13 protein-coding genes are annotated in these 12757 nt (G+C 68.5%); 7 read left to right on the top strand and 6 right to left on the bottom strand.

The features are described 5' to 3' along the window. Positions 1 to 1014: a VacJ family lipoprotein gene (locus N5D20_RS11915; protein WP_197579258.1), complete on the top strand. Its 1014-nt coding sequence runs from the start codon at positions 1 to 3 to the stop codon at positions 1012 to 1014. 85 nt (positions 1015 to 1099) lie between these two features. On the opposite strand, the gene N5D20_RS11910 is transcribed toward N5D20_RS11915, so the two are convergent. From N5D20_RS11910 to rmuC, 3 genes are all read right to left on the bottom strand, one after another. Then, the gene (locus N5D20_RS11910) at positions 1100 to 1645 is read right to left on the bottom strand and encodes a glutathione peroxidase (protein WP_010487473.1); all 546 of its coding nucleotides are present in this window, start codon (positions 1643 to 1645) and stop codon (positions 1100 to 1102) included. Positions 1646 to 1758: 113 nt separating this feature from the next. Further along, positions 1759 to 2157, bottom strand: a complete 399-nt coding sequence (locus tag N5D20_RS11905; protein ID WP_197579259.1) for a hypothetical protein — start codon at positions 2155 to 2157, stop codon at positions 1759 to 1761. Positions 2158 to 2228: 71 nt separating this feature from the next. Next, a complete protein-coding gene (rmuC, locus tag N5D20_RS11900) occupies positions 2229 to 3785 on the bottom strand; it encodes a DNA recombination protein RmuC (protein ID WP_029380156.1) in 1557 nt (518 codons plus the stop codon). A gap of 45 nt (positions 3786 to 3830) precedes the next feature. On the opposite strand from rmuC, the gene N5D20_RS11895 reads away from it, so the two are divergent. Next, positions 3831 to 4436, top strand: coding sequence for a glutathione S-transferase N-terminal domain-containing protein (locus N5D20_RS11895; protein ID WP_197579260.1), 606 nt, complete (start codon positions 3831 to 3833; stop codon positions 4434 to 4436). A 153-nt stretch (positions 4437 to 4589) separates the two neighbouring features. Here the strand turns inward: N5D20_RS11895 and N5D20_RS11890 are convergent, their stop codons facing one another. Beyond that, positions 4590 to 5597 carry a zinc-binding alcohol dehydrogenase family protein gene (locus tag N5D20_RS11890; RefSeq protein ID WP_049436092.1) on the bottom strand — a complete coding sequence of 336 codons (1008 nt, stop codon included), beginning with the start codon at positions 5595 to 5597 and terminating at the stop codon, positions 4590 to 4592. Positions 5598 to 5688: 91 nt separating this feature from the next. Between N5D20_RS11890 and N5D20_RS11885 the strand changes: the two genes are divergently transcribed. The 3 genes from N5D20_RS11885 to N5D20_RS11875 are packed head-to-tail and all read left to right on the top strand — an operon-like array spanning position 5689 to position 7736. Continuing rightward, positions 5689 to 6660 carry a LysR family transcriptional regulator gene (locus N5D20_RS11885; RefSeq protein WP_049436095.1) on the top strand — a complete coding sequence of 324 codons (972 nt, stop codon included), beginning with the start codon at positions 5689 to 5691 and terminating at the stop codon, positions 6658 to 6660. 15 nt (positions 6661 to 6675) lie between these two features. Then, on the top strand, positions 6676 to 7305 hold the full coding sequence (gene leuE / locus N5D20_RS11880) for a leucine efflux protein LeuE (protein ID WP_043397672.1): 630 nt from the start codon (positions 6676 to 6678) through the stop codon (positions 7303 to 7305). Beyond that, on the top strand, positions 7302 to 7736 hold the full coding sequence (locus N5D20_RS11875; RefSeq protein WP_197579261.1) for a hypothetical protein: 435 nt from the start codon (positions 7302 to 7304) through the stop codon (positions 7734 to 7736). Before leuE ends, N5D20_RS11875 begins: the two co-directional genes overlap by 4 nt. 23 nt (positions 7737 to 7759) lie before the next feature. On the opposite strand, the gene N5D20_RS11870 is transcribed toward N5D20_RS11875, so the two are convergent. Next, on the bottom strand, positions 7760 to 8662 hold the full coding sequence (locus tag N5D20_RS11870; RefSeq protein ID WP_049436099.1) for a LysR family transcriptional regulator: 903 nt from the start codon (positions 8660 to 8662) through the stop codon (positions 7760 to 7762). A 121-nt stretch (positions 8663 to 8783) separates the two neighbouring features. Here N5D20_RS11870 and N5D20_RS11865 point away from each other — a divergent pair, with 121 nt between their 5' ends. Beyond that, positions 8784 to 9779 carry an aldo/keto reductase gene (locus N5D20_RS11865; RefSeq protein ID WP_197579262.1) on the top strand — a complete coding sequence of 332 codons (996 nt, stop codon included), beginning with the start codon at positions 8784 to 8786 and terminating at the stop codon, positions 9777 to 9779. 175 nt (positions 9780 to 9954) lie between these two features. Next, positions 9955 to 11382 carry an amino acid permease gene (locus N5D20_RS11860; RefSeq protein WP_197579263.1) on the top strand — a complete coding sequence of 476 codons (1428 nt, stop codon included), beginning with the start codon at positions 9955 to 9957 and terminating at the stop codon, positions 11380 to 11382. 55 nt (positions 11383 to 11437) lie between these two features. Here N5D20_RS11860 and N5D20_RS11855 read toward each other — a convergent pair whose 3' ends face one another. After that, positions 11438 to 12673: a dipeptidase gene (locus N5D20_RS11855; protein ID WP_197579264.1), complete on the bottom strand. Its 1236-nt coding sequence runs from the start codon at positions 12671 to 12673 to the stop codon at positions 11438 to 11440. Positions 12674 to 12757 lie beyond the last annotated feature (84 nt).

The raw sequence follows: 12757 nt of genomic DNA, 5'->3' as shown, positions 1-12757 counted from the left end.
ATGAACGTCGTACGCACTTTTCCCCTGATCGTCCTGGCCACCGCCCTGACCGCCTGCGCCGGCAAGCCCGCACGCAGCGATGCGCCGGCGGCCAGCACCGTGGTCCCGGCCAGTACCATCGCCGAGGCCTCCGCCCCCACCGCCGATGCCGCTACGGTCGATACCGCGCCGGCCGCAGCCGTGGTTGCCGCACCTGCACCGGCCACGCCACCATCCGCACCGGCCCGCAGCGCCGACACCGATGCGGCCAGGGCCGCAGCGGCAACCGCCCCCGGTGGTGATGACGACTTCGATGCCCTCTATGGTGGTGCCGGCAACACCGGCAGCGCGGCGGCCTACGATCCGTGGGAACCGTTCAACCGCAAGGTGCACACCTTCAACAACGCGGTTGACCGCGGCATCGCGCGCCCGCTGGCCACCGCCTACACCCACGTGGTGCCGCGCTTCGCCCGCACCGGCGTCAGCAACTTCTTCAGCAACCTGCGCGCACCGGTGACCATCACCAACCAGCTGCTGCAGGGCCGCGGTGCCGATGCGTGGGACAGCCTCGGCCGCTTCCTGATGAACAGCACGCTGGGTATCGGCGGCCTGTTCGATCCGGCCAGCAAGGCGATGGTGCCGCGTCGCAATGAGGACTTCGGCCAGACCCTGGGTGCCTGGGGCTGGCGGCGTTCGCGCTACGTGGAACTGCCGTTCTTCGGCCCGCGTACCGTGCGCGATGTGTTCGGCCTGGCCGGTGACATTCCGCTGTCGCCGATCCGCCGTATCGAAGAGGACAAGATCCGCATCGGCCTGCAGGGCCTGCAGCTGGTCGATACCCGCGCGCAGCTGCTGGCGATCGACAACCTGCGTGACACCGCCGTGGACGAGTACTCGCTGGTACGCGATGCGTGGATGCAGCGCCGCAACTACCAGATCGAGAACGATCTGCGCAGCAAGCGCGACCGCGGCCACGACGATGCCAATTCGCCGATCCCGGTCGATGCCATGCCGATGCCGAACTGGAGCAACTGATCGCTGCAGCCCGTGCATGAGAAAACCCCGCCTCGGCGGGGTTTTTCTTTTCCGGTAGGTGCCAACCCTGGTTGGCACGCTTTCCTCAGGCCGCCAGCGCGGCCTCGATGGCTTCGCGCAGGCGCGCGTCATCGGCAGCCACGTCCGGGGCGAAGCGCGCGATGACCTTGCCGTCGCGGCCAACCAGGAACTTCTCGAAGTTCCACAGCACCGCCGGTGCTGCGTGGATCGGAATCTCCTTGCTCGCCAGGCGCTCACGCAGCGGGCCTTCGCCGATCGACTGCGGCTGGGCGGCGGTCAGCTGCTGGTACAGCGGGTGGGTGTCATCACCGGCCACGCTGATCTTGGAGAACATCGGGAAGCTGACGTCGTAGGTGAGCTGGCAGAACTGCTGGATCTCCGCCTCGCTGCCCGGCTCCTGGCCGAGGAAGTTGTTGGCGGGGAAGCCCAGCACTTCCAGGCCCTGCGCGTGCTTTTCCGCATACAGCGCCTGCAGGCCTTCGTACTGCGGGGTCAGGCCGCACTTGGAGGCAACGTTGACCAGCAGCAGCACCTTGCCCTGGTAGTCGGCAAGCGAGGACGGCTGGCCGTCGATGGTGGTGAGGGAAATGTCCTGGATCGGGGTGCTCACGTGGGGGCTCCGGCAACAGCGGGGAATGGCCCACCAGCATAGCGCCGCGCGCGCTGTTGTAGAGCCGAGCCCACCACAGCCGCCGAGCGTGGGCTCGGCTCTACAGGCAGGATTCAATCCACGCAGATCGTGCCCTGCGCCTTGCCCTCATCAATGCGCTGGCGGCAGCCGAAGTTCTGGCGCACATCGCGCTGGCAGGTCCCGGTGGCGACGCTGCCGACAGTCACCTCGCCGCCGGCCAGGCACTGGCCCGTGCAGTCGCTCTTGCGGCTGCAGGCCTTGCCGGCGTCGGCGTAAGGAATCACGCACTGTTCGCGCTGCAGCCGGCCCAGCCGCTGCAGGGTGCCGCCAGCGGCCTGGCAGTCGACGTCGCGCGCTTCGCGGTAGGCCTCGGCTGCTTCAGGGCTGGTGGCTGCAGCAGGTGCGGCCGCCGTATCGGCAGCCGGTGGTGCGCTGCTGCAGGCGGCAAGCAGCGCAGTCAGGACGAGGCTGGAGCAGAGGCGCAGGCGCATGACGATACCTGATCGAAGCGGACAGGCCGCCAGCATACGCATCGGCGATGCAGGCGGCGTGTCAGCGTGGCTCAGGCCTCGTCGCCGTCGCCTTCACTGCCCTCGTCCTCGGCGGCCGCATCACCCTCGGCCAGATCGCCGAGCAGCGACTGCGCCTGTTCGGACGCCAGCGACTCCACGCCACGCAGGCGCCGTTCGATGGTGCGGGTCTTGCGGCTGGCCTCGCCGATGCTGCGACCCACCGTGGTGATCTGCTTCTCGGCCTTTTCGAGGATGCCGGCGAACTTGCCGAACTCGCTCTTCACCGCACCCAGCAGGCTCCACACCTCGCTGGAACGTTGCTCGATGGCCAGCGTGCGGAAGCCCATCTGCAGGCTGTTGAGCAGCGCGGTGACCGTGGTCGGGCCGGCCACCACCACGCGGTGCTCGCGCTGCAACAGGTCGACCAGGCCCGGGCGCCGGATCACTTCGGCGTACAGGCCTTCGGTGGGCAGGAACATCACCGCGAAGTCGGTGGTGTGCGGCGGCGCGATGTACTTGTCGCAGATCGACTTGGCCTGCACGCGCACCGCGCGCTCCAGCTGGATGCCCTGCAGGCGCACACCCTCGGCGTCTCCCTGTTCCTGCGCGTCCAGCAGGCGCTCGTAGTCCTCGCGCGGGAACTTGGAGTCGATCGGCAGCCACACCGGCGTGTCATCGCTGCTGCGGCCCGGCAGGCGCACGGCGATATCGACCATCTCGCCACTATCCGGGCGCACCTTCACCGCACGCGCGTACTGCTCCTGGGTGAGCGTCTGCTCGAGGATGTTCTCCAGCTGTACTTCACCCCAGCTGCCACGGTTCTTGACGTTGGTCAGCACGCGCTTGAGGTCGCCGACGCCGGTGGCCAGCTGCTGCATTTCGCCGAGGCCACGCTGCACCTGCTCCAGGCGCTCGGAGACCAGCTTGAAGGAATTACCCAGCCGCGTTTCCAGCGTGGACTGCAGCTTCTCGTCCACGGTGTGGCGCATCTGCTCCAGCTTCTGCGCGTTGTCGTTCTGCAGCGCGCGCAGCTGTTCTTCCAGCGTCGTGCGCATCTCGGCGATGCGCTGCTCGTTGCGCTGCGTCAGTTCCTGCAGGCGCAGGCCAAGGCTTTCGGTCAGGCGCTGCTGCGACTGCGCGCCCTCCTCGCGGCCCTTGCGTGCATCGTCCACCAGGGTCTGGCGCAGCGCGCCGAGCTGGGTATCGGTACGCCCGGTGAGCTCCTGCAGCTGCTGGCCAAACGCATGGATGCGCGCTTCCTGCTGCTGGCCGAAGGTCTCCAGCTGGCCGCGCAGTTCCTGCAGCCGCTGTCCCATCAACGCCGCGCCCCGCTGCTGGCTCTCGGCCGCTTCGGCGCGCGCCTTGCGGGCATCTTCGCCCAGCGCTTCGCGCAGCAGGTCCAGGCGCTGGTCGGTGCGGGTGGACAGATCGGTCAGCGCGCGGGCGAAGCCATCGAGCTGTTCGCGCAGTTCGCTGCGCCCGGCGCGCGCCTCCTCACGCACCGCCTGCTCCAGGCGGTCGTGCGGCGGGCGGCGCAGCAGGGCGACCAGCTGCAGGATGAGCACGGCCAATAGAAGACCGCCGATGAGCAGATATTCGGTTTGCATGGGGCAAGTGTAGGCTGGCCGAGTCTCAGCTGCTGCGTCAGGACCATGCTCGCTCTGTACGGAAAGCCCACCTCCATCAATGTGCGCAAGGTGCTGTGGCTGTGCGCGGGGTTGGATCTGCCCCTGCAGCACGAACCGGCCCCCTCGCCGGACCTGCTGGCCACGCTGAACCCCAACCGGCAGGTGCCGGTGCTGCGCGATGGCGACTTCGTGCTGTGGGAATCCAACAGCATCTGCCGCTACCTGGCGGCACGCGCCGACCGCGAGGACCTGCTGCCACGTGCAGCAAAGGACCGGGCCCGGGTCGAGCAGTGGATGGACTGGCAGGCCAGCGACCTCAACAGCGCCTGGCGGCACGTGTTCATGGCGCGCGTGCGCCAGCATCCGGACTACCCGGATGACGCCCGTGCGGAGGCCAGCCTGGCGCAGTGGAACCGATTGATGGGCATGCTTGATGCACAGCTGGCCACCACCGACGGCTACGTGGTGGGCAACACCTTCACCCTGGCTGATGTCGTGCTGGGGCTGTCGACCCAACGCTGGCGCAGCACGCCGGGCAGCAAGCCCGCGCTGCCCCACGTCGCCGCATGGTTCGAGCGCCTGCGAGAGCAGCCCGGTTTCGCCGAACACGTCGACAACGGCGTGGCGTGAGCCGTGGTTCCCGCAGCTGTTGGTAGGTGTCGACCTGGGTCGACACGGCTGATCCATGCCATGCGTGGATGAAGCTCCGTAGAGCCGGGCCCATGCTCGGCTGCCGCCCACGCTCGAACGGCAGCCGAGCGTGGGCTCGGCTCTACAGGAGCCTTACCAGCCTTGCAGCACGATCTTGCCCTTGGCGCGATGGCTCTCCAGCAGCGCATGGGCACGGCGCAGGTTGGCCGCATCGATGCGCCCGAAGTGCTCGCCCAGCGTGGTCTGCAGCACGCCCGTGTCGATCAGCTCGGCCACCCGGTTCAACAGATCGTGCTGGCGCTGCATGTCGGCGGTGCGGTACAGCGGCCGGGTGAACATCGATTCCCAGTGCAGTGACAGCGCCTTGCGCTTGAGCGCCATCACATCCACCTGGCCCGGGTCATCGATCAGGCCGAACTGGCCCTGCGGCGCCAGCAGCTCCACGATCTGCGCGTAGTGCTGGTCGGAGTGGGTCAGGCTGGCCACGTGCTGCACCTCGCTGATGCCCAGCCGTGCCAGTCCCTCGGCCAGCGGCAGGCTGTGGTCGATCACGTGGTGTGCGCCCATTGCGTACGTCCAGTCCTGGGTATCCGGACGCGAGGCGGTGCCGATCACGGTCAGCTTGGTCAGCTTCCGCGCCAGCTGCACCAGGATCGAACCGACACCACCGGCAGCGCCGATCACCAGCAGGGTCTGGCCTTCACCGCCGCCCTCGGGGATACGCAGACGGTCGAACAGCAGCTCCCAGGCGGTGATCGCGGTCAGCGGCAACGCTGCGGCAGCGGCATCATCGAGGCTGGCCGGCTTGCGGCCGACGCTGCGCTCGTCCACCAGCTGGTATTCGGCATTGCTGCCCGGGCGGTCGATCACGCCGGCGTAGTAGACCGCATCGCCGGGCTGGAACAGGGTTACCTCGCTGCCCACTGCGTCGACGATGCCGACCGCGTCCCAGCCCAGCACGCGCGGGCCGTCGGTGGCCACGCCACGGCGGACCTTGGTGTCGACCGGGTTCACCGCCACCGCGCGCACCGCCACGCGCAGGTCACGCGGGCCGGGCTGCGGCAGCTCCAGTTCGATGTCGATCAGGGCCTGGGCATCATCGATCGGCAGGCCGGCTTGGGTGTAGGCAATGGCGCGCATGGCAGCGGTCCAGTGGGGAAGGAGGCGACAGGTTGCGCCGCGCGCGCTCCCGCAGAAAGGCGCAGAATCGGGCAGCACTTTCACTCTGGCAATGAAGATGATCCGCTTCGACGATCTGCAGCTGTTCGTCCGCACTGCCGCGCTGGGCAGCTTCTCGCAGGCGGCGCGCGAGGCCGATCTGCTGCCGGGGCAGGTCGCTGCGGCGGTGGCGCGGCTGGAACGCGAGCTGGACCTGCGCCTGTTCGTGCGTACCACCCGCAGCCTGCGCCTGACCGGCGAGGGCGCACTGTACCTGCCATATGCGCAGGAGGTGCTGGCCACCCTGCGCGAGGGCCAGGCGCGCGTGCAGGGCGAGGACACCGAGCTGCACGGCACCCTGCAGCTGTCGGCGCCCTCGGATCTCGGCCGCAACCTGCTGCTGCCCTGGCTGAGCGCCTTCCGCGCCGCGCACCCGCGGCTGCGCCTGCACCTGCGCTTGTCCGACGAGGTGGCCGATGTGTTCCGCGACCCGGTCGACGTGGCCATCCGCATCGGCCACTTCGACGACGCCAACTACGTCGCCCTGCCCCTGCTGGAAGGCAATCGGCGCGTGCTCGCGGCCTCGCCCGACTATCTGCAGCGGCGCGGCACGCCCACCCGCCTGGACGAGCTGCGTGAGCACGACTGCCTGGTCTACCAGCTCAGTGGCCGCGCCTACGATCGCTGGTCGTTCGAGGTTGACGGGCGCCGCAGCGTGATTCCGGTGCGCGGTCCGCTGGTCTGCGACGACGCCGACGTGGTGCGGCGCTGGGCGGTGGCCGGCGAAGGCATCACCTACAAGTCCTGGCTGGACCTGCGCGAGGACGTGCTGGCCGGCCGCCTGCAGCTGCTGCTGGACGGTGTTGGCAGCAGCATCCCGCTGCAGCTGGTATGCCCGCACCGCAAGCAGTTCTCGCCAGCGGTACGGCAACTGCATGCGCAGCTGCGCCAGCACCTGCAACCGCTGCTGTCTGGCATGCCTGGTGGGTCCAACGCCCCCCTGTCGCCAATCCCGGCGCTGACCGACAATGGCGGCCCCCCGTAACAAGAGAACGCCGCCATGCCGTGGATGGGCATCCAGGACCTGTGGACGTTTCTGGTCGCTGTGCTGGTGTTTCTCGCCCTGCCCGGCCCCGGCACCTTCACCCTGCTGACCGCCACCGGCCGAGGTGGCGTGAGAGGTGGCTACACGGCGCTGGCCGGCCTGCTGGTCGGTGACCAGATCCTGATGTGGCTGGCGCTGGCCGGCGTGGCGGCGCTGCTCAAAGCCAATCCGCTGGTGTTCCACGCCGTGCAGTACCTGGGTGCGGCCTACCTGGTGTGGGTGGGGATCAGCCTGCTGCGCACGCCGAAGCACGAGGGTGATGACGCCGGCCCGATCCGCATGCAGCCGGGCCGCTACTTCCAGCAGGCGATCCTGGTCAGCCTGCTCAATCCGAAGGCGATCCTGTTCTACATGGCCTTCCTGCCGCTGTTCATCGACCCGAAGGCACACCAGGGCATCGCGACCTTCGCGGCACTGGCCGGCATCATCCTGGTGGTCAGCATCGCCTACTGCTCGATGCTGATCGGCGTGGGCAACCTGGCCCGTCGCCGGTTGATCCAGCACCCGCGCATCAGCGATGCGCTGCGCCGCGTGGCCGGCCTGTTCCTGGTGGGGTTCGGCATCCGGTTGGGGCTGAACGGATGATCCGGTGGCTGCTGCTGGTGGGGTTCATCGGTCTGCTGGCCGACACCGCAGCGGCCAGCGCGCAGGACCATCGCTGCCTCACCGGGGGCCGCAACGACGGCATCCACCTGCTGTGGCGCTGGCTGGACGATGGCAGCGCCGACGTGCAGTACACCGGGCAGCGCGGCCGCCTGCAGGTGCAACAGGTGTCGCAGGAAACGACGGTGCTGGCCGAAGACCGCCCGTACCAGTTCGACAGCGTCTGGGAAGAACGCATCGGTGGCCGCCTCAATGGGCGCTACTACCTGAGCACCCAGGGCGCGCACGTCTACGGTTTCAGCTACGAGCGCGCCCACGACGGGCGACGTACCGAGTTCAACGAGGACGTCGAGGCGTGGCACGAGGATGGCTGCCATTGGCCGGGAGGCGTAGCGGCGCGCGTGGTCGATTGAAGCATGCCAACCAAGGTTGGCATCTACCGGTCGTGCATCTCCGCGCGCAGGTGGTCGATGAACACCCGCAGCTTGGGCGCCATCTGCTCGCGCGCGGGGTAGTACAGGTGGAAGCCGGGGAACGGCGGCTGCCAGTCCTGCAGCACGCTCTGCAGTCGCCCAGCGGCGATGTCGTCGGCCATCAGCGAAGCGAAGCCCTGGGCCATGCCCAGCCCCGCCCGCACGGCGTGATGGGCGACGCCGGCATCGTTGAACACCAGCCGCCCGCTTACTTCCACGTCCAGGTCGTGGCCTTCGCGGCTGAACTCCCAGGGCATCAGCCGGCCATTGGCCAGGCGGTGCACGATGCAGGCGTGGCCATGCAGGTCATGCGGGGTCTGCGGCACGCCATGGCGTTCGAAATAGGCCGGCGTGGCCACCACCACCTGCCGCTCGGGTGGCCCGACCGGCACCGCGATCATGCCCTGCGCGAGTGATTCGCCCAGGCGGATGCCGGCGTCGAAGCCCTCGGCCACCAGATCGGTCAGCGCGGGGTCGACGCAGAGTTCCACCTGCACCTGCGGGTAGCGCGCAAGGAAATCGGGCAGCCGCGGCAGGACCATGCGATCGGCGACGATGCGCGGCAGGGTCACCCGCAGCCGCCCGGCAGGCACCGAACGCGCGCTGTCCAGTTCGGCAAAGGCCTGGTCGATCTGGTCCAGGCCGCCGCGCACGCGCTGCAGGAAACGCGCGCCGTGTTCGGTCAGGCTGACCCGCCGTGTGGTCCGCTGCAGCAGGCGCACGCCCATCCGCGCTTCCAGCGCGCGCACGCTCTGCGACAGCGCCGAAGTCGACACGCCCAAGGCATCGGCGGCGCGGGTAAAGCTGGCGTGCTCGGCCACGTGGACGAAGGCGACCACAGCGTTGAGGGGGACGGAGGCATCCATTGTGAAGCCAGCCTTCAAGGTAAGTCCGGTGGCACGCAGTTTATCCACATGATGGCGTGGAGGATGCTGTGCCCCTCGCCACTGCCCATCCAGGCGTGGCGCCTTCCCCAAGGAGATCCGCATGAAGACCCGTACTCTCGGCCCCGCCGGCCCTACCGTGTCCGCCCTCGGCCTGGGCTGCATGGGCATGAGCGCCTACTACGGCGGCCGTGGCAGTGACGATGACGGCATCGCCGTCATCCGGCACGCGCTGGACCGTGGCGTGACCCTGCTCGACACCGCCGATGTATATGGCCCGCACACCAACGAAGTGCTGGTCGGCCGCGCGATCGCCGGCCGCCGCAACCAGGTGTTCCTGGCCAGCAAGTTCGGCATCGGCCTGGACCCTTCCGACCCGCAGGCGCGGCAGGTCAACGGCCACCCGGACTATGTGCAGGCCGCCTGCGAGGCCAGCCTGCGCCGCCTGGGCGTGGACCACATCGACCTGTATTACCAGCACCGCGTCGACCCGACCGTGCCGATCGAGGACACCGTAGGTGCGATGGCGCGCCTGGTGGAACAGGGCAAGGTGCGCTGGCTGGGCCTGTCCGAGGCCTCGGCGGCCACCCTCCGCCGCGCCCATGCGGTGCACCCGATCACGGCGGTGCAGAGCGAGTACTCGCTGTGGTCGCGCGAGCCGGAGCAGAACGGGGTGCTGGCCACCACGGCGGAACTGGGCATCGGCTTCGTGCCGTATTCGCCGCTGGGCCGTGGCTTCCTGACCGGCGCCATCCGCAGCCCGGACGACTTCGACGCCGACGATTACCGGCGCACCTCGCCCCGCTTCGAAGGCGAGAACTTCCGGCGCAACCTGGCACTGGTGGACACCGTGCAGGCGCTGGCCGCCGAGCGCGGCATCGCCGCCTCGCAGCTGGCGCTGGCCTGGGTGCTGTCGCGCGACGAGCACATCGTGCCGATCCCGGGCACGACGCGGCGGGCACGACTGGACGAGAACCTCGGTGCGCTGCAGGTGGAGCTGGATGCGGCCACGCTGGACGCACTGGATGCGGCCTTCCCGCTGCATGCCGCTGCCGGTGACCGGTATTCGGCCAGTGGGATGGCCAACATCCAGTCGTAGCAGCAGCCGGGACCAATGCACACCGGTGGCTGTCGCCGGATTGTGCCGATTCCGGCAGCCTGGCCGGGGCGCAGCGCGCGCCCCGCCATGCATGACCCCCGTCAGTGGCAATGCTGCGCTGCGTTCGGTCACACTCGGGAACTTGTCGTTCTTAGTCACCCCTTCCGAGGCCTGCATGTCCCTGTTCCGGCGCAAGTCCCTAGATTCCGTCACCGTCCACGAAGCCGGCAGGCGCCTGATCCCGACGCTCAGCTGGCCGCACCTGATCGCGCTGGGCATCGGCGCCATCGTCGGTACTGGCATCTACACGCTGATCGGCGTGGGTGCCAACCTGGCCGGCCCGGCCGTGCTGATCTCCTTCGCCATCGCCGGTGCGGTCTGCGCCTGTGCGGCGCTGTCCTACGCCGAGCTGTCGACGATGATGCCGGCCGCCGGCAGTGCCTACACCTACAGCTACAGCGCACTGGGCGAGGTGTTTGCCTGGGTGGTGGGCTGGAGCCTGATCCTGGAGTACTCGCTGGTGGTGAGTACGGTGGCGGTGGGCTGGTCCGGCTACTTCGTCGGCTTCCTCGAATGGGTCCACACCCAGTTCGGCTGGAATGTGCACCTGCCGGCCTGGCTGGCGGCCGGCCCGCACGTGGAAGGCGGCATGATCAATCTGCCGGCGATCATCATCACCTGGCTGGTGGCCGGCATGCTGATGGCCGGCACCAAGGAGAGCGCGACGCTCAACGCCATCCTGGTGGTGTTCAAGCTGATCGCGCTGGCCATCTTCGTGGCCGTGGCCCTGCCCGCGTTCGACAGCGCCAACCTGCAGCCGTTCATGCCGTACGGCTTCGCCAAGTCGATCGGCCCTGACGGCGTCGAACACGGCGTGATGGCGGCAGCAGCGATCATCTTCTTTGCCTTCTACGGCTTCGATGCGATCTCCACCGCCGCCGAGGAAACCAAGAACCCGGGCCGCGACCTGTCGATCGGCATCATCGGTTCGATGATCGGCTGCACCATCGTCTACGTGCTGGTGGCGCTGGCCGCCGTGGGTGCGATGAGCTACGCGGTGTTCGGCCACAGCGCCGAGCCGCTGGCCCTGATCATGCGCCAGCTGGGCCATCCGACCGCGGCGATGGTGATCGGCGTGATTGCGATCATCGCCCTGCCGACCGTGCTGCTGGCCTTCCTGTACGGCCAGAGCCGCATCTTCTTCGTGATGAGCCGCGATGGCCTGCTGCCGCGTGGCCTGTCCAAGGTCAACGCACGCACCGGCACGCCGGTGGCGACCACGCTGTTCACCGCGGTGGTGGTGTCGGCGCTGGCCGGCGTTGCGCGCCTGGACGAGATCGCCGCGCTGGCCAATGCCGGTACCCTGGCCGCCTTCACCGCCGTGGGCATCTGTCTGGTGGTGCTGCGCCTGCGTGAGCCCAACCGCGAACGCACCTTCCGCACCCCGCTGGCCTTCGTGGTCGGCCCGCTGGCCGCGCTGGGCTGCATCTACCTGTTCCTCAGCCTGCCGCACAGCACCCAGATGTATTTCCTGCTGTGGAACCTGGCCGGCCTGGTGCTGTACTTCCTGTACAGCCGCCGCCACGCGTTGATCGCGAAATAAGGGCGCCGCCGGGCACGGCCCGGCGCCTCTCTGTAGAGTCGAGCGCGGCTCGACTCTACTTGCTCCCGGCGTACTCCTGCGCCTGGCGCATCACCCGCAGCAGGTTGCCGCCCCATATGCCGGCAATCTGCTTCTCGGTATAGCCCTTGCGCAGCAGCCACGCGGTGATCTTCGGCAGCTGGCTGACATCGGGCAGGTCGCTCAGGCCACCGCCGCCATCCCAGTCCAGGCCGATGCCCACGTGTTCCGGGCCGACCACCTTGAGGATGTGCTCGAAGTGGGCGAAGAAATCGTCCAGGCTGGCATGGCGTACCGGATGCTCGTGGTCCAGCGCCTGCTCGGCCTTCAGCAGGGCAACGCCCTGTTCGATGCCCATGCCTTCCCAACCGCCCAGCTGCTTGCTGAGCGCTTCCTCTGCCTGTTTGCGCTCGGGCGTCTTTGCGGTGTCGATCAGGTAACCGCCGTAGGCGTTCACCTGGATCACGCCGCCGGCCTTGGCCAGCTTGCGCAGGCGCGCATCGTCGAGGTTGCGCGGGTGGTCGTAGACCGCCTTGGCCGAGCTGTGCGAGAGCACGAACGGCACCGGCATCATTGCCAGCAGGTCATCGAACACCGCGTCCGACGCATGTGACTGGTCGATCACGATGCCCAGCTTCAGCGCCTGCCGCACCAGCTCCTTGCCGGCCGGGCTCAGGCCTTTCCACTCCGCACCCTTGGGGTCGGTGGCCGAATCGGCGAACTCGTTGTTGGCGAAGTGCACGGTGCTGAGCAGGCGCAGGCCGGCACGGTGATAGAACGAGAGCAGGCTGGGATCGGCCACCAGCGGGCTGGCGTTTTCCATGCTGATGTAGACCACGCGCTTGCCGGCAGCCTTGATCCGCGCCGCGTCATCGGCGGTCAATGCCAGCGCGAAACGCTCGGGATTGGCGGCCAGCATTTCGCGGATCTCCACCAGCCGCTGCAGGCCATGGTCACGCTCGGCCAGATGGGCGGCGGCGGTGCGGTCGCCCTGGTCGGTGTAGATCGCCCAGAAACCGCCGTCCAGCGCGCCTTCGACCATGCGCGGGTAGTCCACCTGCGAGAGCGCGTTGCGGTCGTGGCGCTGTTCGATGTCGAAGCCAGTGCGGCCGAAATTGGCCGGCGTATCCAGATGGCTGTCGAGGGTGACCAGGCGCTGCTGCAGGGCCTTGGCGCGGGCCAGTTCCTGTGCGCTGAACTCGATGGCATGAGCCGACAGCGGCGCGCACAGCGCCAGGGCAAGCACGACGGACAGCTGACGCAACGATGGCATGGGCTCTCACCGGCATTGGGAAGAGCCCGACCATAGCGCTGCCGCCAGCCTTTTTGTAGAGCCGAGCCGCGCCCCCTCATCAAT

Origin of the sequence: Stenotrophomonas sp. GD03877 (genome assembly GCF_029840555.1) — a bacterium.
Classification (GTDB): domain Bacteria; phylum Pseudomonadota; class Gammaproteobacteria; order Xanthomonadales; family Xanthomonadaceae; genus Stenotrophomonas; species Stenotrophomonas geniculata.
This window is presented reverse-complemented; position numbering and strand designations above follow the sequence as displayed.

Bases quoted from the DNA above. Each gene is read 5' to 3' on its own strand.
- N5D20_RS11885 (WP_049436095.1), top strand. From the start codon at position 5,689: ATGAAGATGATCCGCTTCGACGATCTGCAGCTGTTCGTCCGCACTGCC.
- N5D20_RS11895 (WP_197579260.1), top strand. From the start codon at position 3,831: ATGCTCGCTCTGTACGGAAAGCCCACCTCCATCAATGTGCGCAAGGTG.
- N5D20_RS11865 (WP_197579262.1), top strand. From the start codon at position 8,784: ATGAAGACCCGTACTCTCGGCCCCGCCGGCCCTACCGTGTCCGCCCTC.
- N5D20_RS11855 (WP_197579264.1), bottom strand. From the start codon at position 12,673: ATGCCATCGTTGCGTCAGCTGTCCGTCGTGCTTGCCCTGGCGCTGTGC.
- N5D20_RS11915 (WP_197579258.1), top strand. From the start codon at position 1: ATGAACGTCGTACGCACTTTTCCCCTGATCGTCCTGGCCACCGCCCTG.
- rmuC (WP_029380156.1), bottom strand. From the start codon at position 3,785: ATGCAAACCGAATATCTGCTCATCGGCGGTCTTCTATTGGCCGTGCTC.
- leuE (WP_043397672.1), top strand. From the start codon at position 6,676: ATGCCGTGGATGGGCATCCAGGACCTGTGGACGTTTCTGGTCGCTGTG.
- N5D20_RS11860 (WP_197579263.1), top strand. From the start codon at position 9,955: ATGTCCCTGTTCCGGCGCAAGTCCCTAGATTCCGTCACCGTCCACGAA.
- N5D20_RS11870 (WP_049436099.1), bottom strand. From the start codon at position 8,662: ATGGATGCCTCCGTCCCCCTCAACGCTGTGGTCGCCTTCGTCCACGTG.
- N5D20_RS11875 (WP_197579261.1), top strand. From the start codon at position 7,302: ATGATCCGGTGGCTGCTGCTGGTGGGGTTCATCGGTCTGCTGGCCGAC.
- N5D20_RS11890 (WP_049436092.1), bottom strand. From the start codon at position 5,597: ATGCGCGCCATTGCCTACACCCAAGCCGGCCTGCCGATCGATGATGCC.
- N5D20_RS11905 (WP_197579259.1), bottom strand. From the start codon at position 2,157: ATGCGCCTGCGCCTCTGCTCCAGCCTCGTCCTGACTGCGCTGCTTGCC.